This is a genomic window from Paenibacillus xylanexedens, assembly GCF_017874615.1.
GTDB classification, from domain to species: Bacteria; Bacillota; Bacilli; order Paenibacillales; family Paenibacillaceae; genus Paenibacillus; species Paenibacillus xylanexedens.
Genome location: NZ_JAGIKV010000006.1, coordinates 64,780 through 88,805 on the forward strand (window position 1 = coordinate 64,780; position 24,026 = coordinate 88,805).

The window sequence follows — 24,026 nt, forward strand, 5'->3', positions numbered from 1 at the left end:
TCCATTCCAGGTTCATAACAGAACCCGGAATTGTTGTGTACCTGGCAACACCCCTTTTATTGAAGTTTTGTTTTCACGAGTCGGTCCCATAGTTCCTTCCAAGAAGAGCTGTTCTGTGCAAGCAAATCCCAGTCTGGATTAATGCCGTTACTTTGCGTTTCCACGGAGAAGGAAGGATCATCCTTGTACTTGTCTGGAACTGCAGCTGTCGTACTGGTTACCGGCGTACCCGTTGCTTCTGCATATTGTGACAGCGCCTCTGCGCTCAACAACTCGTTGATAATTTCGTTTGCAACACGTGTCTGCTCAGGTGTTGAGCCCTTCACTACCTGAAGTGTGTACGGGAAGGAAATAGCACCTTCGCTCGGATATGCTACGGCCAGTGGAGAACCGCCATCAATCCATGTCTGTGCAACCTGTGCACTGAATGGGGCAATGAGAGCATCACCTGACTCCAGCAGTGCCTTCAGCTGATCATTGGATGAAACCAATGTGCCAATCTGGTCACTGCGATCTGCCCAGAACTGGAAGGCTGGCTCGGGATTTTCATAAGATGCGCCAATTTCTTGTCCTTTGGCAGCAATAAGTGGGGAGATATAGGAATAGAACATGTAGTCCCAGAGCGCAGTTTTTCCTTTGAACTCCTCGTTGTCCCATAGATCGTTCCAGCTGGTAGGCGGCGTTTTCACCAGGTCTTTGTTATACACCAGGGCGAAGCTTGAAACGCCCCAGACCACACCTTTATTGTCTGGCTTGTGGAAGGACTCCGGAATATCTTTGATATTGGTAACGATACTGGTATCAAGTGGCTCCCACATGTCATCATTCAAGCCTTTTGCCGTCGCATCTGCATTGAAGTAACCGAAGTTAACAACCGGATTGTTGGCATCAGCCTGCTTGCCTGCGACCATCTTTGGGTACATTACCGAATTGGAGGATTCCTCAAAGGTGACTTCAACGTTCGGATGTTCTTTCACATACTCGGCGACCACTTCTTTCGGAACGACATCCTGATTGGAGCCAGCCCAGATAAACATCGTCAGCTTAACTTTGTCTCCGCTTGCTCCTGAAGAGTCGCTCTCTCCGGCAGTATTACTCGAGCTGCCTGCTCCACCGCAGGCGGAAAGCACCAACGTACCGGCCAGTGTCAGAGAGGCGAGGCTGAGAAAGCGTTTTTTGTTGGATTTAAACATGCAAATTCCCCCATCCATGTAGTTGGTTTTACCGAAAAGACAGAACTAGATAGTCTCTATACACTTGATCAATGCAACCCTATTTGCTGGCGTAAACCTTCCATAATGCCCGATATCTCCCGTGGATCTACAGATAGGGAATCCTTATATTTCTCCTCTACAACGCCCATGGTCTGACGCTTCAGGTAGTCTCTCAGTGCAAGCGGAGCATTCAGCAAGGCCTGATTCAGCGTTACCTGCATCTCATCGCTCCATATGTCTTCAAATTGCTCCCGCGCCTTGCCATAGGCGAATTCCTCCTGCTGCCGTGGTCGCTTGACTCGCATTTGTTCGGTATCGCTCTCGTTCAGCTTCAGGTCGTCAATCACAACACCGTATAACTCAAGGGCTTTCTCCGGGGATACCAGCCCACTTCTTACATCTTCCAGAACCAGACGAGAATCACGCTCATAGGGATCTCCATATCCGCCTCCGCCTTGTGAAAGAAACGTAACTGTTTCTCCAGGTTGTAGTAGCAACTCATCAATTCTTCCCAGATGATCCTCACTTGCACGTCCAGCATTAAGAATCGCTTCTCCATGTGAACCTACGCCGCCACCGAGTCTGCCCCAAGGCTGGAACTCCATACGCTCCATATTTCTGGCCGTCATCACGGTATCGGGTGTTAGAATTCTGACGCACAGGTCAATTCCGCTTCCGCCGCGGAAGGTACCTGCACCTGCCGAGTCAGCACGAAGACCATAATGCTCGATCAACACAGGCATCTCGGATTCCACCGTTTCCGCAGGTATATTCCGAAGATGACCGACCGCAAAATCCATGCCATCAATCCCGTCTTTCATCGGCCTAGCTCCCGAACCTCCGCAGATCGGCTGAATTACACCAACCTTCTTCTTACCATCGGATGCATCTGTCATCGCCATCATGACGATGCAGGCCTGTCCAGCTCCTGCCGCGGGAACCATACTGCCCTGAGCTTTCCCCAAAGCACCCGTGATAACGTCCATCAGCCGAATAAAGGTCCCGGCGCGTGCCCCAACAGCTGCCATCGGCTCCGGGTTGAGTACGGAAGCAGGCGGTGCGTAATTTCGCACCATACGAATCATGCCCGAATTCCACGGAATCGTCGGATCAAGCGTACGGAAATAACGAATAAGTGCGGGCACCAGCATGTAATGTCCCTGTTGGTTGTGTGTAGGAATGTTGAAGGAAGCCCTCACCTGAGGATCGGTGCCGCTAAAGTCCAGATGAATGTCAGTGCCTGCAATCGTCATTTTGCAGCGCAACCGGATAGGATATCCTCCTGGGCCTTTCTCCAGGTAGTCCCAGAAGTCATAGGAACCGTCCGGGATATCCTGCACGATAGCACGTGCCTTCAGCTCGGCATATTCCAGCAAATGTTCTATGCCATGTTGAATTTTTTCCATGCCATAACGTGCAATGAGTTCCTCAAGCCGCTGCTCTCCCCGATTCAATGCAGCCATAAGCGCTTTGAGATCGCCGAGATTTTGCTCGGGAATTCGGCTGTTGTCCAGAAACATGCGCAGGATCTGCTCGTTCAGAACACCAGCTTCATACAGCTTGACTGGTGCAATTCGAATGCCTTCCATATGAATATCGTAGGCGCTGGGAGATACGCTCCCCGGTACCTTGCCGCCCACATCGGATGAATGGACAAAGCACATGCCGTAAGCAATGATTCGCCCTTCGTGAAAATAAGGCTTGATGAGATGAATGTCTGGAAGGTGTGTGACCATGCCTTTAGTGGAATAAGGATCATTACATATGACGAGATCCCCTTCTTTCCAGTCTTCTATGCTGTTAATGGTCGCAGCAGCAGGGATGCCCAGAGACAGATTGTAACCCGTCTCCAGCGGTGACCCAAACGTTTCCCCGGATGGAGATAAGAGGTAGGTTCCAAAATCGCCCGTTTCTTTGACAAAAGCGGTGAATCCTGTACGCAGAACGACATTTGCCATTTCTTCCACGGCAGCTTGAATCCGGTTGTTGAAAATCTCAAGAAAGACCTTGTCGCCGATCATGCTTCCACCTCCCCAATCACGTTCCCGTGGCCATCCCGGTATACCTTATATCCAGGTGGGATAAAGATCGTTGTATCATATTCCTCCACAATAATGGGCCCGGGGATGGGAGCATCCACAGATGGAATCTGTCTCCTTTTCAGTACCTTGGCTGTCTGCTGTACATGGTCAAAGGTGATGAGCCTTTCTTCCGCTGCACTCTCATCGAATGGCAAATTTGCCGAATCTACCTTGTTATGGGTAGGCAAAACACCAACAATGGTCGCTCTGAGACTTACAAACATAACCTCTGCCTCTGGCTGACTAATGCCAAACACGTTTTGGTAAGATGTATGGAATTTAATCCCTGCCTTCTTGGGATCTTCAATTTCTTCCAATGTCAGCGTGACCTCAAGATCAAAGGCCTGTCCCTCATATCGCATATCCGCATTGTATAGGCAATAAATATTGTCCAGCTTGACACCACCACGGGCTTCCTCATCGACCCAGCTACGTCCCTGGTTTTCCAATTCAGCAAAAAGAGAGCTTAATTCACCAGACTCCAGAGTCTGGGTGCTTTTGTGTAACGTATGAACGAAATCATTGCGGAGATTGGCAACCGTGCAGCCCATGGCACACAGTGTTCCCGGAGATGGCGGGATCAGCACTTTGTCGATACCTACCTCGCGTGCCATCTGAAAAGCATGCATCGGGCCTGCTCCACCATATGCGAGCAACGTAAAATCGCGGGGATCAACGCCCTTGCGAGCCATGAGGGGAGAAAACTGGGCGTACATATTGGCAGTTGCCACATCAAGAATGGCTTGTGCAGTCTGTTCGGCATTCAGTCCAAGCTTCTCTCCCAGATTGCTCAGAGTACGCTCTGCAAGTTCGGGATACAGACGCATTTGTCCGCCAAGGAAACGGTCAGCATGCAGGATACCGAGCTGTAGATAGGCATCTGTGGTTGTCGGCTCTTCTCCTCCGCGCTGATAACATGCCGGACCGGGGTTGGCTCCCGCGCTACGTGGCCCCACCTTGAGTACGCCTACGGAATCAAGCCAGGCAATTGAACCACCACCAGCTCCTATAGCCGTTACATCAACAGCAGGAATGATGACAGGAAAATCTCCAACCTTGTTCTCAGAAGAATAACTCGGTTCTTTGTCAATGAGGGCAACGTCAACGCTTGTCCCACCCATGTCAAATGTGATGACCTGATGAATGCCCGCTCGTTCAGCAATATGGGTCGCAGCGATTACACCGGAAGCAGGCCCGGACAGAAGCGTACGTACCGGCTCATTAGCCGCTCTGGCAGCCGTCATAATTCCACCGTTGGACATGGTCGACAGCAAGTTGGCTTTGAGGCCGTATGCCTGAATCCCTTCTTGGAGACGCAGGAAGTAAGACCCCATCCGTTCACCTACATAAGCGTTCATGGCCGTTGCGAGTGTTCGTTCGAACTCACGCTGTTGTGGCCAGATGGCGCTGCTTCGGCAGATGAACAGTTGCGGATAACGCTCCCTGATCAGATCTTCCGCAAGCTGCTCATGAGCAGGATTCACATAAGCATGTAAAAAGCTGATCGCCAAAGCGGTAACGCCATCCTCCACCAGCTCATCCACAGCTTTCAACAGTTGTTCCTCATTCAGTGGCTGGAGTATGCCTCCACTCGCAATGACCCGTTCATCGACTTCCTTAACGCGATGTCTCGGTACCAGCGCATCGGTCTTGTCACCATACAGATTGGTTGTATCCTCAAGTCGCAACCGGCGGATTTCAAGAATGTCACGGAATCCTTTAGTGACCAGCAGACCTGTAACTCCGCCATTTCGCTCAATCAACGTGTTGACGCCAAGCGTTGTTCCATGCACAAAAAGATCAATCTCTTGAATATTCACGCCACTCGCCTTGAGCTGATCCAGTGCGTTAAAAATCGCTTGTTCGGGAGCTGCTGCAATCGATGGCGTCTTCAGCGCCGCAATCACCTTGCCCTGATGGTCCATCACCAGCGCATCCGTGAAAGTACCTCCGATATCTATGCCTAAACGGTAGATTGTGTCCACAAGCTCAACTCCTTTATATCCGGGTCTTATTCCAAGGTATGTTATTGGTTTTGCATGGCGAAATAACGTTTGACATCATCGATCATTTGGTTGATATGATTCACCATTGCCGCTTCAGCCTGCTCCGGAGAGCCCGCTACAATAGCATCCAGAATGTGCTGATGATCCACAACTAATTCACTTCCTACTCTCTTACGAATATACGCGGTCTCCAGAAAATCGCGGCTTGTCTCCCACACCAGTTCAACCGCATGCAGAAGAATTTGGTTTTGCGCGGCATAAGCCAGCAATCTGTGAAACTCCCGGTCCTCCTCGTATGGTATAATATTCTTGGAAAGCAATTCATGCTGGTTTGCAATCGATGCTTGCAACAGAACTATGTATTCTTTTGAGGCGCGTTGTGCTGCCAGGGAAGCGATCTCCCGCTCAAGTGCCCTTCTGGCAACAAGAACATCTAGCAGAGCCTTTTCCCCGGAATGGTTCAGCATCTGAATTAACTGTGAGTTCACGCTTTGTTGCTGCAAATCTCTTTCCAACGTCTTCATTCGATCCAGACCCTGATCGGTCAACGTCCTTCCCTTGCGACCTTCCAGAACTGTAAAACCTTCAACATCCATCTCCATAAGCCTTCTTCCGATGGTTGCCTGACTCAGACCATACGTTTTGCCCAAAGTATGAACCAACGTACTGGCCCCGATGGGAGCGTTAGCGTCTCGAAGCTGCTTCAGCAGTTCGTATTCCAACTCCATTTCGTTTAACTCAGGACCCACTGATTTCACCCCTCTTAGATACTTAATTGTTTTTTTAATCTTCTTCGTAGTTGTTACTCATTGATGATTAACGTTAGTATACCTTGCAGACATCACAATTTCAACAATTCTCATCAAAATAGTGCGAATTATTCCCTCAGCTATACTCTGCGCCTTTTAAATTCAAAATTAAAATTAAAAAGAGCATTTCACATCTTTTATTCCAGCGTTTATCTGGAGGATGCAATCTGCCCTTAACGTAGCAATCTTTTCAGGACTTGAGTTGTTGCAGCAACTGTACACGGTAGGCTTCACTTTCAAGGGATTGGATTTCCTTATATTCTTCGGCAGTAAGCACTTTGGGTTCCCCGGCTGCCTTTGCGATCATATATACCTTCGCGCTTTCTTCCACCACCTGGGTGCGATAATAGGCTTCGCGGAGGTTTTTACCCGTTGTGACCAATCCGTGATTGACGAGAATGAGTGCCGTATGTTCTTTTACCTTTGCTGTGACTGCATCGGCAAGTTGTTTCGTCGTTGGCAGAACATATGGAACGAATCCGATATCGCCCACCAATGCCGACTGATCAGGGAACAAGTGTGGCAATTCATCGAAAACGAGACTGAGTGCGATCGTATATGCCGGATGCGTATGCACAATGGCTTGGATATCAGGATTCACACGATAGCTATACAGATGCATCAATACTTCGGAAGACGGACGAGTCGATCCGGCGCTAGTCGCCCCTGTCTCGATATCAATAGCGATCCACTCGTCCGGTTCCAGGTCTTCAAGTGCATAACCGCTCGGAGACAATAACATCGTTCCCCCAGAGCGAGCGCTCAGATTCCCACCGGGTCCTACCACCAACCCTTGGGCAACTGCTCTCCGTGCATACTTCGTCAACTCTTCCCTTACTTGCTGATCAGACATGTTGCTCACCACTCCTCATACTTTTCTTTTTAGCATTTTGCGTCAATACTCATTGCATTGAATCTGTTCATTACCTTTTGATTTGATTCAGACTTTGGTAGTATTCATAAGCTTCCTGCCACAGCTCTGTATCCTCAGGCTCATAGGTCTCGGGGAAAAAGGAAGCAGCCATGACCTCCCGTACCTCGGCCAAGCTACTCACTTCTCCATGCGCAAGGAATTGCAGCATGCAATTCCCGGCTGAAGTCGCCTCGGCCGGGCCTGCCACCACCGGGACACCAGCTGCATTGGCTGTAAACTGGCATAATAGTCGATTGTGTACACCACCACCAACCATATGAATGACACGAGGTCTTGTACCTGTAATCAACTGCAGTTCATCCAGCGTCTGTCTGAATTCCAGTGCAAGACTTTCCAGAATGCAGCGCACAATCGCTCCAGTCGTTTCAGGCACAGTCTGTCCGCTGAGACTGCATTGTTGCCGTATTCGTTCAGCCATATTTCCTGGCGCCAAATACACTCCATCTCCCGGCGATACATAACTTTGATGCGGCGCTACCAAGGTAGCCAGTTGAATCAGTTCTTCATGTGTAAAAGGTTGATTCTCCCGCTCCCATTGCCGTTTGCATTCCTGTAGCAGCCACAAGCCTGAACGATTTTTCAGGGTACGTACTTTGCCATTCACGGTCCCTTCATTGGTGAATCCCAATGCACGACTTCTGTTATCCAATACAGGTGTATCACGCTCCACACCCATAAGAGACCAAGTTCCACAGCTGATAAAAGCGAAGTCCGAATCCATCGCGGGAATCGCTGCCAAGGCAGATGCAGTATCATGTGAGCCCACAGAGACTACCTGCATCGGTCCAGTCCGTAACTCGGCGCACAACTCATTCGTTAAATTGCCCAGCACGGTACCCGGTTGAACGAGTTTTGGAAATAATGTTTCCGGCATACCGAGACGCCCGATCAGGTGTTCATTCCAACGCGCCTCGCCTGCATGCAACAGCCCACTGGTACTTGCAATCGTATACTCACAAGCCAGCTGACCAGATAGATAATAGTGAAATAAATCCGGCATAAATAACATGCGCACATCCGGACGCAAACCTTCGGCCTGCTCTCGTACACTGCCTAGTAGCTGGAATACTGTATTAATCTGCTGCGGCAAAACGCCGGACATGGCATACAGTTCTTCTTCTTTCACCATGTGCAGTACTTCTTCCATCCACTGTGCATTGCGTGCTTCCCGATAGTGCCGCGGATTCGAGTATAATCTTCCCGCCCCATCCACCAGTCCATAGTCCACTCCCCACGTATCCACTGCTATAGAACGGACCGATGGAGAGATGCCTTGCGTCCCTTTCACAAGGCCTTGTTTTAATTCATGAAAAAGTCGCAAGAAATCCCAATACAATCCATCCCCCAGCTGCACGGGTTCGTTGTTGAATCGATGCACTTCTTGTAACGAGAGTCTGCTTCCATCAAAAGAACCCCGGACTACGCGGCCACTACCGGCACCGTAATCGGCAGCAAGCACATGTGTTGCTTTGTCGCCCATTCTTTCAAGCCTCCTTAACTCTACGCGATAAGCCGTATTCGAGTTCTGAAGACAGCTTTCAAGAGAACGCCATGTTACCTTCATTTCATAAGGAACATGGCGTTTGACAGGAATGGAACTTTATTTTAACGATACAACGGACCAAATACACTGCAAGCACGGTAATCTGCACTCTCCGGCTCACTTGTGCCGAATAATCCCCATGCACGCGGACGGAAAATTTCCGTTTCAGGTACATTATGCATATTTACCGGAATGCGAAGCATGGAAGCCAGCGTAATCAGATCAGCACCGATGTGTCCATACGAGATGGAGCCATGGTTGGCGCCCCATTGATTCATGACTTCGTATACGGAAGTAAACGCTCCTGATCCGGTTAGAACAGGTGCAAACCAGGTGGATGGCCAGGTTGGATCTGTCCGCTGATCCAGCGTATCATGCACATCTTCAGGCAGATCAACCGTGTAACCCTGAGCAATTTGCAACACTGGACCCAGTCCTTTGACCAGATTCAGACGTGTCATCGTTACAGGCATGCCACCTTTGGTCAGGAAATCCGCTGAATAGCCGCCCCCACGGAAATACTCTACGGATGCCGGTCTCCATGATGTTGCTTTTAGGCAGTCCTGTACTTCCTCATCTGTAATTTCCCAGAATGGCTTGAGTACAGGCTTACCCTCTCTGGACTGTTGCCCAGTGCCATCCAAGGCTGCCGAACCAGAGTTGATCAGATGCAGGATGCCGTCCTTCGCGTTTCCTTCCAACTGGTGCCCCGTCACACGTTGTACTGAATCCGGGCTCCAATACGTACGCACATCAGCAAAGATCTGTGCTGTATGCGTCAGCAGCGAACCGAATAACATCGATACCCCGTTCAGGCTGTCATTCTCCGTTGCAACCAGATAAGGTGCACGTTTGCCATTCCAGTCAAAGGAAGAGTTTAATATCGACTCCAGAAAATCTCCGTTAGGTGAATGATCTGTCCACTGCCGTTGTCCCTGGAAGCCGGATACAATTGCGTGGTGACCCATCGATTCCTCTGTGAAACCAAGCTCAGCCAATCTTGGATTGCCCGCCATCAAGTCACGCACGATTTGGGTCATTTTCACAACGGTTTCCCATTCGTACTCTTTGCGTTTGCGATCCGTTTGCAGATGGGCAACGTTGTTATCCGGACCTTCGCTACAATTCTCCTTCACCCAGGCCAGTGCGAGCTTATACTCCTCAGGATCGTAGATTTCTTCTTCGATACGACGAGTGAGTTCGCTCATATCCACATATTCGTTGCGCATGCCCAGATATTCCTGGAAAAATGAATCGTTCACAATCGAACCTGCAATCCCCATGGATACCGATCCAATGGACAGATACGCTTGCCCTTTCAAGGTTGCGGCTGCAAGACCCGCACGGCTGAACCGGAGCAATTTCTCACGTACGTCATCGGGAATTGTTGTATCCCCGCCGTCCTGCACATCCTCTCCATAGATTCCAAAGGCAGGAATCCCCTTCTGTGCATGAGCAGAAAGTACCGCTGCCAGATAGACTGCACCCGGACGTTCAGTCCCGTTAAACCCCCAGATAGCAGTAGGAATGGATGGTGACATATCCATCGTTTCCGTACCATAACACCAGCATGGTGTCACGGTGATCGTTACGCCAACGTTCGAACGGCTGAACAATTCTGATGCTGCGGCCGCTTCGGCCACTCCGCCAATACAGGTCTCGGCCACAACACACTCCACCGCGGAGCCGTCAGGATAACGTAGTTCGGCTGCAAGCAGTTCCGCAACAGATGTCGCCATCCGCATCGTCTGCTCTTCCAGTGATTCCCGAACACCTTTGCGTCTTCCATCAATCGTGGGACGAATACCAATCTTGGGGAAAGCCTGCTTATAACGATAATCCTGATGTGTCATACTGGAATGTCCTCCTTCAATTCGTTTCATAGAATTTGGGTTGAATTGAGAAACCTTCTGTCTGATCCATGTGCAGTGACTGGAATAAGATAATGACGGAAATAGAACCGATACCCGAATGGCATACAAGAGCTACATACACAGATTGCCAAGAGCCTCGCTTGGGTTGAATGCGTTTACATATTTGAAAAAATACCAATAAACCATTTCATTAATTAGCTATGTATGTAGTTCCTCTATTCAAGAAAATGGAACGTGCATGAGCAAATTTAACGAAATGGTTTATGTAGTAAATACGTACAGTACCCTTTAGGGTTATCGGTAACCCTAACATAGCATGGGCCTATCTTGCTGTCAATTGGCATTATCCTATAGAATGGTAAGACTATGTTGCGGAAAGGTTGGATTCCTAATGATTACCATTTACGATATTGCCAAAAAAGCCAGCGTCTCCGCCATGACGGTCTCCAAGGTCATTAATCATACAGGCCGTATAAGTTCCGCGACACGTGAACGTGTGCAACAGGTGATCGACGAACTGGGTTACATCCCGAACTCCAATGCACGCAGCCTTGTGCTTCAACGAACCCAGATGCTCTCCCTGCTTATTACGGATATTACCAACCCTTTTTATACAACACTGGCGCGTGGTGCTGAAGATGCAGCCCATCTTCGTGGGTACCGTCTTTTATTCGGCAATAGTGACGAGGATTACAAAAAGGAAAAGGATTATGTAGATGCGATTCTGTCTACTCGTGTGGATGGTGTACTCTTTGCCCCAGCGGGAGATCGTTCTCTCCAACATCTGAAACAGCTGCAGGAACGTCACATTCCGTTTGTTTTTCTGGATCGCACCGTACCTGGCATTACGTCAGATATCATTGCTGGAGATAGCCTGGAAGGCGCGATTGAGCTAATTCGATACCTGGTGCAATTGGGGCACCGGCGCATTGCACTGGTCAATGGTTCTTCGGAGGTTTCTACCGCCAGACTGCGGGAGGAAGGTTATATAGCGGGTTTACGAGAGGCCGGAGCTGATATCGATCCCGAGCTTGTGCTTCGAACCGGGTACCGGGATTTCAGCGATGAAGAAGGACTGGATCAACTACTCTCTCAACCGGATCAACCAACAGCCATTTTTGCCGCCAACAACATGCTGGCGATTGGGGTCATTCGGCTTTTGCGCAAACGAGGACTGCGTGTACCAGAAGACATCTCTGTTGTGTGCTTCGACGATCTGGATCTGGCTTCAGCCTTCGATCCTTTCCTGACTGTAGCAGCACAGCCAGCATATGACTTTGGGTTTCAGGGTGTACAGATGCTGATTGACCGGATTGAAGGCAAGGCCCCTTCCGAAGCCCAAACCGTCATTCTACCATCAGAACTGCGCATACGGGCTTCAGCTACTGCTCCACGTGAGCAAAAATAGAGTTAAGCACTAGAGTTGACTAAATATTATCGTGTAAATGATTAGCCCCACTTATCTAGATTAGGTTCAATTCAGATTTAAAAAATGTAAAACATGAACAGGGTGCACCGGAGATTACGCTCTGGCTGCACCCTGTTTGAAGTTCATTCGCTGAAACAATCCGTCGTTCGAGCCGTTTGGTTCGTCTGGTTCATTCAGGCTCGTCGTTTCATTCAGTTCCATCCAAGCCGATATTTCTACCGCTCAGACTGTAATGCTAAAGCGACCTCACGAACGAGTCCCGGGAACCATTCCATCAGAGGTTCGAACGTATATCCCGCTTGTTCAGCCTTGGTTGTCTCCATCGTCCATGATTGCTCAATTCCGAAGGGTGACATGTCCTCTTTCACCGTTTCCGTGAGGATCTGGGACTGCATGCCCGTGACGGTCTCGATCAGATGTATCATGGCTGACAACGTAATCGCACCTTTGGAAGCTGCATTCACCGGACCGGTAATGGACGAATGTCCAAGCCAAGCGAGAAATCTTGCCGCTTCGGTGGAATTGATAAATCCAATCTCCGCATCCGGATTTGGCATGCCGATCGGTTTTCCTTTTTGCACATGTTCAATATGAAAATGAAGTCTTCTCGTATAATCATCAATTCCGAGTACAATTGGAATGCGCATCGCCACAACCGGGAAATCCGCTTCCTGGAAAAATACAGCCTCGGCAAGCCGTTTGCCTTCTCCATACGAAAAATCTTCCGCACTCCCATACTGTAATGGATATGTATACGGGTCAAAATCCGTTTCCTTAAATCCAGGTCTTGGATCACCGTACACTGATAGTGTGGATGTCAGAACGTATCTTTTGGTGCGTCCTGCAAAAGCGTCACATGCCGCTTTCGCCGCATCCGGTGAATAACAAATATTATCGTACACAACATCCCACATGTCTGTCTGCGCAACCTCTGCCAGTGATTCCGGGTCTTCACGATCCATCTTAATTCGATTCACTTCGGGACCGAAGTCGACATCCGTTTTACCACGAGTTGCGACTGTGATCTGAGACTTCCCTTCCCACAGCAAGTGATCCACCAGACGTTTACCGAAAAAACGTGTACCCCCAAGTATAAGTACTTTATTCATCCAAAAAACCTCCTATCTTGTTCGATTATGTTTAACAATTTGAAGCATGGTGTGAGCGTTCCGTTGAAACTCATATGCTGTTGGTTCTTCGGATACCGTGTACCCAAGCTCTTCAAGTATTAATTTTAATTCATCCATGTGCTTGTAACGTTCGCCAGACAGATCAACTGTTGGAAAAATGCGAACCTCTCGTTTGCTCACACGCAGCAGCTCCATTATGGTTGCAATATGAAAATCAACATCCAATCGATCCGCATACGTAAACAGGAAATGGGCGGATAACGTAAGATCGAATTGTTCATCGGCAAAGGGTAGATCCGGGAGCACAGACGCCACATAACGGTCAGGAAACATTTTCATATCTGCTACGCAATCTGTGATGGCACGAGTTCGCTCTTCCTTTAACCCCTGGATTGATCCAAATTGATCCCACACATATATGCTTTGCACCGGTTCCATCTGTTTCATCGTATGCTCAATATCCTGGAATCCCTTTAATTCAAGCTCGTCGATCTTGTATTCGTAGGCCATATCCACGGCCATGGGGTTGGCACCCAATTTGCGCGCTTGGCTACTAAACGAACAGGCACCGCCTGGACAATCCAGAATGGACCTGCCATTAATCTCGTCCACCGTTAAGTTGAACATCTTCATATATTCTTCGAAGGTTCTTCCTATGAAAACAATCTGTTTCAGTTCCAAACCTCCAGAATCATTGGACCGGTTGCTCAGCTCATCTCTGCTCATCTCGTCTCAGCTACCTTTCCTGTTTTTGAATCAATCGTTAGGGAACACAAGCCCAATCTGTTTCCGAATCTGATCCATAACCTGCATCGTCACATAGGAGCGTTCATACGTGTTCATGTCAGACTCCTTTTTGCCTTCCTGAACCAGATTCACGAACTCCTCCACTTCATAATACATCGCCGGATGGTTTTGTTCGACTGTGAGCTGCTCCACCGTACCGTCATTGTAACGTATCTCTGCATGTTCCGGTGAGCCAATCTTGTCAATGATGATGCTGCCCAGTTCCCCCATAATTTCGCTTGGTACATGAGAGTTGGAGATTTTGGAGTATGTAACGACCGCATCCATCCCATCATAATCCAGCAGCACACTGCCTTGTCCATCCACGCCAGATTCCAGCATCATCGCTTGGGATTGAACCCGGTTAGGTGCACCGAACAATGTAATCAGCGGATAGAGACAATACACACCGAGATCCATTAACGCCCCATTAGCGAGTTCAGGCTTGAACGCGTTCAGGACAATCCCCTCTTTGTACTTGTCGTAACGCGAAGAATACTGAGAGTATCCTGCTACATATTTGCGGACAGGACCGATTTTATGCAGGCTCTTCTGCACCATTTTGAACTGGGGAACAAGGGTCGATTTCATCGCTTCCATGAGCAGAACCTCGTGTTCTCGTGCTGTATCGATTATGCTCCGAACTTCGGCGCTATTTGCAGCCAGAGGTTTCTCGCACAATACATGTTTACCGTTTCTCAGAAAAAGCTCAGCCTGCTCCGCATGAACCGTATTCGGTGTTGCGATGTAGACTGCATCAATCACATCACTTGCCGCCAACTCTTCCAGATCGGTGAAGCGGTGTTCAACATCATATTTATCTGCGAATGCAGTAGCCTTATCTTCAGTTCTTGAATACACGGCGGTTAATTTGAATCCTTCAACCTGTGCTGCGGCTTCAAGAAGCCTTTCTGTAATCCAGTTGGTACCCACTACGCCAAAACGAACCATGCCTACCTACCTCTTTCATCTGTAAATTTCATTTGAGTTCTATATGAGTTCAACTAAAGAATATTTACACTTACCACTCCGATGACAGAATAACCTTCCGATCGCTGTTATCCCCAGATTTTTTTCAATTCCCTTCTTCAAAGGGAAAATCCGGGGATAGCGTATGCTTCCGAAGCAGCTTTCTTTCAGAAAGCTTTTAGGCGAACGCTTCGCTTCTTCACGTTATTTCTGTCCTCTCCGTTCTCGTGTAGAAAGTTTAGTTGAACCTATATAACCTGTATACCATCCTGTATATTGTAGCTCATATTTCGTTCAGATTGAAGGAAGGTACTTTATCCCAGATATTGATATCTTGCTTTTTAAGTTGAAACTTCGTCAATCCCTTCGAATCAAGGGTATAATTAGAGATGAGGTGATCACCGTGGAAAGTCCAGATCAAGATACCATACTGCCCGAATCTATAGATGAAAAATACTGGCATGCCATCATCCACAACGATAATTCTTATGATGGAACGTTCTTTTACGGTGTGCAAACAACGGGGATCTTTTGCCGACCTTCCTGTAAGTCCAGAGCACCCAAAGCTGAAAATGTGCTGATATTTCAACATGTTGAAGAAGCCTTGGCACGAAAGTTCAGACCCTGCAAACGTTGTAAACCAACAGGCGAGCGTGTACCTGATCAGGAGTGGATATACGGGATCACGGATTACATCGAACAGCATTACGCCGAACCTCTAACCTTGGATGTCCTTGCCACCGTAAGTCATGGCAGTCCTTATCATCTGCATCGTGTGTTCAAGCGGATTACAGGCCGCACACCGGTTCAATATATTCAGGATAAACGAATTACCGAAGCCCGGAAGTTGCTTGAACATACCGGACTTACCGTCACCGATATTGGCCGCCATGTCGGTATACCTAACTCAGCTTATTTCATTACTGTATTTCGCAAACACACAGGTCTCACACCTGCATACTACCGCGAAAGGCATGAGAACTTATGAAGACAAATCTTACTTACAAAGTACCCAAAACGTTACTCAACAAGGGGACAGGGTTCCTTAATGGCTATACACATACGCTGAATCCTTACACAGGCTGCGCCTTCGGTTGTTCCTATTGTTATGTCAGACAGATGCCTGTCTCCTTATTTCGCAAAGAGGATTGGGGAAGCTGGGTCGATGTGAAACAAGAGGCCTCCCGAGTATTCGCCAAAGAGTTGCAACGTGCCCTGACCAAAGGAAAAGTCACTCTGTTCATGTCATCCAGTACCGACCCGTATCAACCCGCCGAATACAAGGAGTGTATCACGCGTTCATTGCTTGAAACGATGGTACAGCATCCGCCCGATTTTGTATTAGTCCAAACCCGCAGTCCACTCGTTACACGGGATATAGATCTGCTACAGCAGTTAGGTGACCGGGTTCGGGTCAGCATGACGGTGGAGACGGATCTAGACGATATGCGCAAGCATTTCAGTCCTTCCGCTCCCCCGATTGCAGGCCGATTACGTGCACTGGAACAGTTGCGGGATGCCGGAATACCCACGCAGGTTGCGATTGCTCCCGTATTACCCAGCAGTGAACAGTTTGTAGCCATCTTGAGACCTCTGGTTCAGCGTGTATGCATTGACGATTATTTCATGGGCGATGGCAGCGAGGGCAAGCGAACCCGGCGACTCGGCATGGAGTCGCTCTATCAGCAAGTGGGGATGGAGCATTGGTATCATCCAGATGCGTATCAGACTGTAGTTCAGCGGATGAAAGACTATTTCGCCGAAGATGAGATTTGGATCAGTCAGGCGGGATTTGAGCCATAAATGGCTATATAAGTTGAACTAAAGAATATTTACACTGGACACTCCAATGACCGAACAACCTTCCGATCGCTGTTATCCCCAGATTTTTTTGATTTAATAAAAAATAGCCCCTTTCCTTGTTTGAAGGAAAAGGGGCTATTCGTTATGACATAAGGCATAATGGCTATCTTATTTATCCAATGTATACAATGGCAGATCCACTGGCAATGCAGCCGGGCGCTGACACGAGCTTTTCATCTGGTAGAACGTCTGTTCATCTGATGAATCGTGGAATGCCCACATGGCCTCAAGTACGTGGTATGCCAGTTCCCCACTCGCACGGTGTGCACGTCCACTATGTGCTGCATAGGCCATATCTGCCACACCGATGCCGCGTGTATTTTCCTGATATCCTGGGAGAAGCGGAACTTCCGTCCATTCATGTTCACCCAGCAAGCGGTAACGAACTGGACCGCCGAAGGTATTGGGATCAGGTACCTGCAATGTACCGTGCGTGCCATATATCTCAATCGGTGGCAATGCACTTCCGCCAAATACGTCAAAACTTGTAATTAGTGTGCCAATGGCCCCCTGTTCAAACTGTAACAGACCGGTAACATGAGTAGGAATTTCGACGGGAACCGTCTGACCCCTCTTTTTCTCACTCGTAATCGTCCGTTCTTCCATGGCTTTACCTGTCATACCTGCAATTGACTTGATCGGTCCCATTAGTTGAACCAATGCGGTGAGATAGTACGGACCCATGTCAAACATTGGCCCACCGCCTGACGCGTAATAAAACTCCGGATCTGGGTGCCAGTGCTCATGACCACGGCTCATCATAAATGCCGTCGCCGCCACCGGCTTGCCGATTACCCCTTCCTCCACCAATTGAAGTGAAGTCTGGATGCCTGAACCGAAGAACGTTTCTGGTGCACAGCCCACGAGCAATCCTTTACGCTTCGCTGTTTCGAGCACGGCCTGCCCTTCTTCACGGGTAACCGCGAGCGGTTTTTCTACATACACATGTTTGCCAGATTCAAGCGCCCGCAAGCATACATCCGCATGAACGGAAGGAATCGTCAGGTTGATGATCAGCTCAATCTCGGGATCAGCCAAGATTTCGTCGACGCTGTATACGTTAGGCACGTTATAGGCTGCTGCCTGCTCCTCGGCACGTTTACGGTCGAGATCCGCAACAGCAACAAGTTCCAGCACCTCGAACCGGTGACAGTTTTCCATATAAATACCGCTGATTTTACCGCAGCCAATAATGCCTACTTTCATTGTTTTCATACCTGGGGCTCCCTTCGCCGTGGATCAGAAATGGTTTATCCATTGAGGATGAATGGTTAACACTGAAGTTACGTTTGCAATCAAACTACAATCTCATTAGTTCTGGTTGTCCGCCATACCTGTGTACACTTCGGTTGATGCACTTACTCGACTCTTGGCAAGTTCTTTGCCTGCTGCTGTCCATTTGAATCCACTGCGCATCATTTCAGTCACGGGTTTCATGTCTACAATGTCTGCATGATGTCCCAGTGAGTTGTAGAATACCCGTCCTGCGCCCCAGCGTTTCGTCCAGACAACAGGCATATCTACGGGTCCATTCGCTGCATGCGGACCAGTCACCACTGGGAAACGAGTTGTTGCCAGCACTTCCACTGCCGGGTCTACGTGCAGGTAGTACTGTTCACTTTTCACCTGAAAATCTTCAATATGATCCAATAACGGGCTAGAGCCACGCTTCATGTTCACCATATACTCCACCCCATCGTTGCCTGGATGAGCAACCCATTGTCCACCCGTCATAAACTGCCAGTCTACATTATTTCGGAAGGCATCACACATCCCGCCATGAAGACCAGCCAAGCCCACACCGCTCTGGACAGCCGCTGATACGTTATTGACGAGTTCTTGCTCAATCTGTCCCATTGTCCACAACGGCACGATCAGATCCAGACCTAGCAGCTTCTCGGCATCCGCATAAGACTCCAACGTATTTGAGACTTCAACCTCAAACTGCTCTTCCTTCAAGATACGCTCAAATATCGCTGCTACCTGCTCCGGTTCATGTCCATCCCAGCCGCCCCATACAATCAGTGCTTTACTCATCGTTTATTCACTCGCTTTCGCCTAGTTTAGTTGTGTTCAACCCTATTTCTGACGTCACTGTTTTGCTTGCTCACATCTCTTCAAGCGTCACCCAGCGCCGTTCTGTTACCGAACGTTCTACCGCTTCCAGTACAGCCTGACAAGCGACCCCATCGTGGAAACTTGGTGATGGTTGTCGTCCTTCAGAGATCGCTGTCACCAGCTCCAACATTTCATGTGTGAACGTGTGCTCGAATCCAATTGTATGTCCGGCAGGCCACCAGGCTTCGGCATATTTATGTGCCGGATCGGTCGCCAGTACACGGCGGAATCCCTGTACGTCCTCTTCATCCTTTGTGAAATATACTTCCAGTTCGTTCATCCGCTCAAAATCAAATCGTACACTGCCGAGACTGCCGTTAATCTCAAACGAGTTCGTACTCCGATGCCCTGCTGCAAAGCGTGTAGCCTCGAAGCTGCCCAGCGCCCCTCCTGCGAATCGTGCCAGGAACAACGTAGCGTCGTCGACGGTCACTTCTCCTTTCGGTGCATCCGCATTCGAACTGCCCTTTGCACTCAGCCCGGTCATCTCGGCTGCAAGCGGACGCTCTTTGATGAAGGTTTCGCTCATACCGATGACTTCCTGGAATTCACCAACAAGGAAACGAGCCAAGTCGATTAAATGCGCACCCAGATCCCCATGGGAACCGGAGCCAGCCACTTCTTTTTGCAAACGCCATACGAGCGGGAACGAAGGGTCCATGATCCAGTCCTGCAGGAAAAATGCACGGAAATGATAGATTTTACCCAGTCGTCCGCTCTCCACCAGATCCTTCGCTAATTGCACCGCTGGTGAGAAACGATAGTTGAACCCGACCATATGAGCGACTCCAGCATCCTCTGCTGCCTGAAGCATCTCACGCGAATCCGCAAGCGACAGGGCCAGTGGTTTCTCACAAAACAGATGTTTGCCCTGACGAGCTGCTTCCAACGCAATTTCCTTATGGGCATCACTTGGCGCGTTAATATCAATCAGATCGATATCATCCCGCTTCACCAGTTCGCGCCAATCCGTTACACTTTCGGACCAGCCGAACTGATTCGCTGCCTCCTGCACTCCCTGCTCGTTACGTCCACAGATCACAGACATCTCAGGCTGCAGCGGAGCAGACGGGAAAAACATCGGCAGACTGCGATAGGCATTACTGTGGGCCTTCCCCATAAATTTGTATCCAACCATTCCGACACGAAGACGATTTGACATGGTCATTTCCTCCTTTGGAATAATAAAAAGTCTTTCAATTTGTGTACCAATAAACTATTGACGGATAGAAGAAGCACGGATGATCAGTTCGGTAGGCAACAACGCTCTCGCAGATTCGGTTACCGCTACATCAGAGTTATTCGCTTTATGTGTATCACCCACAGACCCATGCATAAGCTTCGATACTGCAAGTTCACCCATTTCGAAAAATGGAACCCTGACGCTGCTCAGCGGCGGAACCGCCATCTCGGCGGCATCGGAGTCGTCATAACCCACAAATGCCGGAAAATCCGCAGGCTCTATTCCCCGCTCACGTAAACCATGCATGACACCAATGGCCATCCGGTCATTGGCCGCAAATACAGCATCAATCTCATGTAGGCGATCTGCTACAATCGCTGCCGCCTCAATGCCACTTCTTCTACTATAATTCCCTTTAAGCAATAGACTCGGCTCCAGCTCCATACCTGCTTCTTGCAGGCCAAGACGAACGCCTTCCATTCGCTCCTGGCTGTTGGAATAGCTGTCTGGACCATTGAGAAAAGCGATTTTGCGATACCCCTGATCCGTAAGATGACGTATGGCAAGTCTGCTTCCTTCCACATGATCCGCATCCACTTCCGTAAACGATTGGCCCTCAAAATGCTGATTCATGACACAGAATGGGTGTCCTTCCTGATGAAGTTGCTGCATGGCCGCCAGTTCTTCATGATCATCTCTGGCACCAAGGATAATGCAAGCGTCCACTTTCTGACGCCGGAACAAATCCGTATAATTCATCACTTCACCGGGTGTTCGGAACATAACCAACAGGTCCATGCTATTGTCTCTGGCTTTGCTTCCAATCCCACTCAGCATTTCCGAGAAGAAATACGCCGAGAACAGATGCGCCTTCGGAACATAAGGTAATACCACGCCAAGGTTTCCGCTTTTACTTCTGGCAAAACTGCGAGCAAGCGCGCTGGGCACATAGCCTAACTGTTCGGAAGCTTCAAGAACCTTGCGGCGTGTCTCTTCTTTAATAGGGCCTACCCCATTAAGCACCCGGGAGACCGTCGCCTCGGAAACACCCGCAAGATCAGCCACTTCTTTACGAGATGCCATGAATTTCACCTCCTTCTAGCTCACCTATTAATGATGTAATAATTAAAAATCGATATTTATGTACGCGCGTACATTTTCTCATGCCATGTAACCGTTGTCAATGCTTTTAACACAAAAAAGATGAGGAATGGATTGAACCCATTCCCCATCCTTTTAACTACTAATAAGGATCAATTACAACGTCGTTGTAACGCCAAGATCAACGGAGGATTGACTAAACTCAGCCTGCTCCATTGTTTTCGCATGACTCGGAATGCGATACGAGGGTTCTGGCGTGAATTGGAGCTGTCTTACTTTGTGCAGCACTTCTTTGTTCGGCAGAAAGTGTTGGGAACGAATAAACCGAATTGTTTTGGTTTTGGCACGCATAACAATCGAATCGGTCTCGGCCCGATCATCCGCAAGATATCGTACCCCTCCCAGAATCTCACCTGGCGTCACACCTGTTGCGGCAAAAATGACATCCTCTGTGCCGATCATATCCTGCATCGTTAACACTTTGTAAGGATTATCGATCCCCATCTGCAAGCAGCGCTGGAATTCGTCTGCGTTGGCAGGCATCAGACGACCTTGGATCTCACCCCCAAGGCAAGATAGCGCTGCGGCAGCCAGCACACCTTCTGGCGCTCCTCCAGATCCGACATACAGATCAATGCCCGCCTCCGGGAAGGCCGGTGCCATCGCACCCGCAACATCACCGTCACTGAGAAACTTGATCCGTACGCCAACCTTGCGTAGCGTCTTGATGGTACTCTCGTGTCGCACACGATCCAGAATCATCACAGTGAGGTCCGAGATGTTTTTGTTCAATGCGGCAGCGGCTTTCTCCAGTGTGACTTCAACCGGGTCTTCAATGCTGACCTTGCCTACAAGCGCAGGCCCTACCGCCAGTTTCTCCATATACATGTCCGGTGCGTGGAGCAGGTTACCTTTTCCCGCCACTGCAATAACCGATAGAGCGTTGTTTAGTCCTTTGGCCACGATTTCTGTACCTTCGAGCGGGTCTACAGCCACGTCAACCTCAGGCCCCTCAGCGTTGCCTACTTCCTCGCCGATGTACAACATGGGTGCTTCATCCATTTCTCCTTCACCGATTACCACCGTGCCGCGAATGGACACGGAATCGAACATGGCGCGCATGGCCAAAGTAGCCGCTTCATCTGCACTGTTCTTGTCGCCTCGTCCCATCCAGGGTGCTGAAGCTAACGCAGCCAATTCTGTTACTCTGACAATTTCCAACGCCAGTTCGCGTTCCATTTTTCCCACTTCCTTTCCAATTTCCAAAAGCATAACGTGAAAGCGGTACTAAATCCATCGCAAATCCATATGAAATTGATCTATAATCGGCGTAGTAGCGCCTTTTTAACGATTCATCCCTTATTTATCCAATTAATATATTGATCGATTTCGCTCCTTTTTTCGACTGGTTTTAAGAGTCCAATCCTCCTGATTTCTCACCTGAAATATTAATTTTAATTTTCATTTTCCGCTCTAAAACTAAATAATTCAACATGGTGGATTAACACATCCGTTTCATGCGCAAAAAGTTCTTTTAACATGAGGTATATACAACTTATTTACTGATTATTAAGAACTTAACGCTATCTAACAAACTACGAACGAAAACGATTTTCGGCTGACTGTCCAAACGTAGAAATAAACTAATAAATTGTATTGATGATCCTTGAGATCAGGCTATTACCTTCACGATTATTGAGCAAAATATTCCTGTTAATTATGTATTAATCAGGCCTTTAACTTTTGCTAAAGCCATAGATGCAGCTTATGAAGGTCATCGAAAATAATAAGTTTACATAATATTTGTTATGTATTAACCTTCGCCAATTTCTTCATTTTATGATTCAACGGTTCTGGCAAAACATGAAAAAGCCCGAAAGAGTTCTGCTCAATAGCATTTTTCTCCCAAGCTTTTCACTCGATGATCCAGTTACAATATCTTTTTGGTCATTATAAAATCAATCTGTTCCTCATCTCCCATGTAAAAAGCATGAGCTCCTGTCTGTACAAACCCCATCTTTTCATAAAATGCAATGGCATTTTCATTTTTCTCCCACACGCCTAGCCAAATATTCGTTTTGTGATGTTCTTTTGCCATCTCTATGGCTTTATGGAGTAGCACTTTACCCAGGCCATGTTTTTGGAACTCTTTTTTGATGTATACCCGCTCGATCTCAAGAGATTCCACACCCATATCCTCAGACTGAGCATCATTGATATTCACCTTCATGTACCCTGCAACTTTATTGTTGACATAAATAAAAAGAAATTGTGAATCCGCAATGGACAGTTCCGTTTCCAATTGCTCCCGATTAAACGCCTTTTCCAGATAAGCTTTCATGTTTTCGGGTGAGTTTTGCGCTTTAAACGTTTCATTAAACGTCTCATAACTAATCTCCTGCAGTTCACATACATGTTCAATGGTACATATCTCTATACGAATCGTCATCTATATTCACGTTCCTTTATCAAGTTAATCGTTTGTTGCAAATGCACTAAAAAAGGGTTACATTGAATTTAGCTCAATTTTGTTGTATTTGCAACATAATATTGAAAAAGAGGTTGAATGAATTTGAAATATGTACTTTTTGTCGCAGGTATTCTCATCTTAACACTTGGCATCTCCCTTACCATCCAATCTGAACTGGGCACCTCACCGTTTGATGCACTTCTGGTAGGGCTGTCCCATCATGTGGGGCTTTTACAGACCAATTTTGCACCCATTCCGATTGACCGCTTAACATTAATCTTGCATGAAATCACTCAAACACCCTTATTTGTATCGAGAACATTCATTTACCTTGTATTTTTAATTCTGGCGTTTCTGCTCAGTGGACCGATCGGGCTTGGAACGTTGATAACCGTATGTTGTGCAGGTGTGCTTCTTCAGTTCATCATGGGCCATACGAAAAGGATAATAGATCACATATTAACAGACATGGATACATCGTCACATACTACAAGTGAAAAAGAACATTCCGTCTAA

20 protein-coding genes are annotated in these 24,026 nt (G+C 48.2%); 4 read left to right on the top strand and 16 right to left on the bottom strand.

Features of this window, described 5'->3' with window-relative positions; genetic code table 11:
- Positions 1-56 precede the first annotated feature (56 nt).
- From J2Z28_RS09655 to J2Z28_RS09685, 7 genes are all read right to left on the bottom strand, one after another.
- The gene (locus tag J2Z28_RS09655) at positions 57-1,193 is read right to left on the bottom strand and encodes an ABC transporter substrate-binding protein (protein WP_211082217.1); all 1,137 of its coding nucleotides are present in this window, start codon (positions 1,191-1,193) and stop codon (positions 57-59) included.
- A 68-nt stretch (positions 1,194-1,261) separates the two neighbouring features.
- Entirely contained in the window at positions 1,262-3,235 is a 1,974-nt protein-coding gene (locus J2Z28_RS09660; RefSeq protein WP_211082218.1) for a hydantoinase B/oxoprolinase family protein, read from the bottom strand.
- Positions 3,232-5,280, bottom strand: a complete 2,049-nt coding sequence (locus J2Z28_RS09665) for a hydantoinase/oxoprolinase family protein (protein ID WP_211082226.1) — start codon at positions 5,278-5,280, stop codon at positions 3,232-3,234. The genes J2Z28_RS09660 and J2Z28_RS09665 overlap by 4 nt, the downstream gene beginning before the upstream one ends.
- A gap of 41 nt (positions 5,281-5,321) precedes the next feature.
- Positions 5,322-6,050 carry an FCD domain-containing protein gene (locus tag J2Z28_RS09670; RefSeq protein WP_342357488.1) on the bottom strand — a complete coding sequence of 243 codons (729 nt, stop codon included), beginning with the start codon at positions 6,048-6,050 and terminating at the stop codon, positions 5,322-5,324.
- A gap of 250 nt (positions 6,051-6,300) precedes the next feature.
- On the bottom strand, positions 6,301-6,963 hold the full coding sequence (locus tag J2Z28_RS09675) for a class II aldolase/adducin family protein (RefSeq protein WP_211082228.1): 663 nt from the start codon (positions 6,961-6,963) through the stop codon (positions 6,301-6,303).
- 70 nt (positions 6,964-7,033) lie between these two features.
- Complete coding sequence (locus tag J2Z28_RS09680) at positions 7,034-8,524, bottom strand: rhamnulokinase (protein ID WP_211082235.1); 1,491 nt, start codon at positions 8,522-8,524, stop codon at positions 7,034-7,036.
- A 125-nt stretch (positions 8,525-8,649) separates the two neighbouring features.
- Entirely contained in the window at positions 8,650-10,440 is a 1,791-nt protein-coding gene (locus tag J2Z28_RS09685) for an L-fucose isomerase (RefSeq protein ID WP_211082237.1), read from the bottom strand.
- A 412-nt stretch (positions 10,441-10,852) separates the two neighbouring features.
- On the opposite strand from J2Z28_RS09685, the gene J2Z28_RS09690 reads away from it, so the two are divergent.
- The gene (locus J2Z28_RS09690; RefSeq protein ID WP_211082239.1) at positions 10,853-11,869 is read left to right on the top strand and encodes a LacI family DNA-binding transcriptional regulator; all 1,017 of its coding nucleotides are present in this window, start codon (positions 10,853-10,855) and stop codon (positions 11,867-11,869) included.
- Between the two features lie 236 nt (positions 11,870-12,105).
- On the opposite strand, the gene J2Z28_RS09695 is transcribed toward J2Z28_RS09690, so the two are convergent.
- Genes J2Z28_RS09695 through J2Z28_RS09705 form a run of 3 tightly spaced genes read right to left on the bottom strand, consistent with a single transcriptional unit; the run spans position 12,106 to position 14,757 of the window.
- Positions 12,106-12,999, bottom strand: a complete 894-nt coding sequence (locus J2Z28_RS09695; RefSeq protein ID WP_211082241.1) for an NAD-dependent epimerase/dehydratase family protein — start codon at positions 12,997-12,999, stop codon at positions 12,106-12,108.
- A 12-nt stretch (positions 13,000-13,011) separates the two neighbouring features.
- The gene (locus J2Z28_RS09700) at positions 13,012-13,746 is read right to left on the bottom strand and encodes a class I SAM-dependent methyltransferase (protein ID WP_211082243.1); all 735 of its coding nucleotides are present in this window, start codon (positions 13,744-13,746) and stop codon (positions 13,012-13,014) included.
- A gap of 30 nt (positions 13,747-13,776) precedes the next feature.
- Positions 13,777-14,757, bottom strand: a complete 981-nt coding sequence (locus J2Z28_RS09705) for a Gfo/Idh/MocA family protein (RefSeq protein ID WP_017688171.1) — start codon at positions 14,755-14,757, stop codon at positions 13,777-13,779.
- A 421-nt stretch (positions 14,758-15,178) separates the two neighbouring features.
- On the opposite strand from J2Z28_RS09705, the gene J2Z28_RS09710 reads away from it, so the two are divergent.
- Positions 15,179-15,763 carry a bifunctional transcriptional activator/DNA repair enzyme AdaA gene (locus J2Z28_RS09710; RefSeq protein ID WP_342357489.1) on the top strand — a complete coding sequence of 195 codons (585 nt, stop codon included), beginning with the start codon at positions 15,179-15,181 and terminating at the stop codon, positions 15,761-15,763.
- Positions 15,760-16,578, top strand: a complete 819-nt coding sequence (locus J2Z28_RS09715; protein ID WP_211082252.1) for an SPL family radical SAM protein — start codon at positions 15,760-15,762, stop codon at positions 16,576-16,578. The genes J2Z28_RS09710 and J2Z28_RS09715 overlap by 4 nt, the downstream gene beginning before the upstream one ends.
- A 168-nt stretch (positions 16,579-16,746) precedes the next feature.
- On the opposite strand, the gene J2Z28_RS09720 is transcribed toward J2Z28_RS09715, so the two are convergent.
- The 6 genes from J2Z28_RS09720 to paiA form a co-directional block, all read right to left on the bottom strand.
- Entirely contained in the window at positions 16,747-17,853 is a 1,107-nt protein-coding gene (locus J2Z28_RS09720; RefSeq protein WP_047843312.1) for a Gfo/Idh/MocA family protein, read from the bottom strand.
- Between the two features lie 96 nt (positions 17,854-17,949).
- The gene (locus tag J2Z28_RS09725; RefSeq protein WP_211082254.1) at positions 17,950-18,675 is read right to left on the bottom strand and encodes a ThuA domain-containing protein; all 726 of its coding nucleotides are present in this window, start codon (positions 18,673-18,675) and stop codon (positions 17,950-17,952) included.
- 70 nt (positions 18,676-18,745) lie between these two features.
- Entirely contained in the window at positions 18,746-19,918 is a 1,173-nt protein-coding gene (locus J2Z28_RS09730) for a Gfo/Idh/MocA family protein (RefSeq protein ID WP_036613779.1), read from the bottom strand.
- 54 nt (positions 19,919-19,972) lie between these two features.
- On the bottom strand, positions 19,973-21,022 hold the full coding sequence (locus J2Z28_RS09735) for a LacI family DNA-binding transcriptional regulator (RefSeq protein ID WP_211082256.1): 1,050 nt from the start codon (positions 21,020-21,022) through the stop codon (positions 19,973-19,975).
- A 174-nt stretch (positions 21,023-21,196) separates the two neighbouring features.
- A complete protein-coding gene (gene glpX / locus J2Z28_RS09740; protein WP_211082258.1) occupies positions 21,197-22,279 on the bottom strand; it encodes a class II fructose-bisphosphatase in 1,083 nt (360 codons plus the stop codon).
- Between the two features lie 691 nt (positions 22,280-22,970).
- Positions 22,971-23,489, bottom strand: coding sequence for a spermidine/spermine N(1)-acetyltransferase (gene paiA, locus J2Z28_RS09745; protein ID WP_211082259.1), 519 nt, complete (start codon positions 23,487-23,489; stop codon positions 22,971-22,973).
- Between the two features lie 123 nt (positions 23,490-23,612).
- On the opposite strand from paiA, the gene J2Z28_RS09750 reads away from it, so the two are divergent.
- Positions 23,613-24,026: a DUF6198 family protein gene (locus tag J2Z28_RS09750; protein ID WP_211082261.1), complete on the top strand. Its 414-nt coding sequence runs from the start codon at positions 23,613-23,615 to the stop codon at positions 24,024-24,026.

Excerpts from the sequence above, each read along its gene's own strand:
- J2Z28_RS09705 (WP_017688171.1), bottom strand. The coding sequence starts at position 14,757 with ATGGTTCGTTTTGGCGTAGTGGGTACCAACTGGATTACAGAAAGGCTT.
- J2Z28_RS09720 (WP_047843312.1), bottom strand. The coding sequence starts at position 17,853 with ATGAAAACAATGAAAGTAGGCATTATTGGCTGCGGTAAAATCAGCGGT.
- J2Z28_RS09700 (WP_211082243.1), bottom strand. The coding sequence starts at position 13,746 with ATGAGCAGAGATGAGCTGAGCAACCGGTCCAATGATTCTGGAGGTTTG.
- J2Z28_RS09675 (WP_211082228.1), bottom strand. The coding sequence starts at position 6,963 with ATGTCTGATCAGCAAGTAAGGGAAGAGTTGACGAAGTATGCACGGAGA.
- J2Z28_RS09655 (WP_211082217.1), bottom strand. The coding sequence starts at position 1,193 with ATGTTTAAATCCAACAAAAAACGCTTTCTCAGCCTCGCCTCTCTGACA.
- paiA (WP_211082259.1), bottom strand. The coding sequence starts at position 23,489 with ATGACGATTCGTATAGAGATATGTACCATTGAACATGTATGTGAACTG.
- J2Z28_RS09735 (WP_211082256.1), bottom strand. The coding sequence starts at position 21,022 with ATGGCATCTCGTAAAGAAGTGGCTGATCTTGCGGGTGTTTCCGAGGCG.
- J2Z28_RS09660 (WP_211082218.1), bottom strand. The coding sequence starts at position 3,235 with ATGATCGGCGACAAGGTCTTTCTTGAGATTTTCAACAACCGGATTCAA.
- J2Z28_RS09715 (WP_211082252.1), top strand. The coding sequence starts at position 15,760 with ATGAAGACAAATCTTACTTACAAAGTACCCAAAACGTTACTCAACAAG.
- J2Z28_RS09680 (WP_211082235.1), bottom strand. The coding sequence starts at position 8,524 with ATGGGCGACAAAGCAACACATGTGCTTGCTGCCGATTACGGTGCCGGT.
- J2Z28_RS09725 (WP_211082254.1), bottom strand. The coding sequence starts at position 18,675 with ATGAGTAAAGCACTGATTGTATGGGGCGGCTGGGATGGACATGAACCG.
- J2Z28_RS09730 (WP_036613779.1), bottom strand. The coding sequence starts at position 19,918 with ATGTCAAATCGTCTTCGTGTCGGAATGGTTGGATACAAATTTATGGGG.
- J2Z28_RS09685 (WP_211082237.1), bottom strand. The coding sequence starts at position 10,440 with ATGACACATCAGGATTATCGTTATAAGCAGGCTTTCCCCAAGATTGGT.
- glpX (WP_211082258.1), bottom strand. The coding sequence starts at position 22,279 with ATGGAACGCGAACTGGCGTTGGAAATTGTCAGAGTAACAGAATTGGCT.
- J2Z28_RS09695 (WP_211082241.1), bottom strand. The coding sequence starts at position 12,999 with ATGAATAAAGTACTTATACTTGGGGGTACACGTTTTTTCGGTAAACGT.
- J2Z28_RS09690 (WP_211082239.1), top strand. The coding sequence starts at position 10,853 with ATGATTACCATTTACGATATTGCCAAAAAAGCCAGCGTCTCCGCCATG.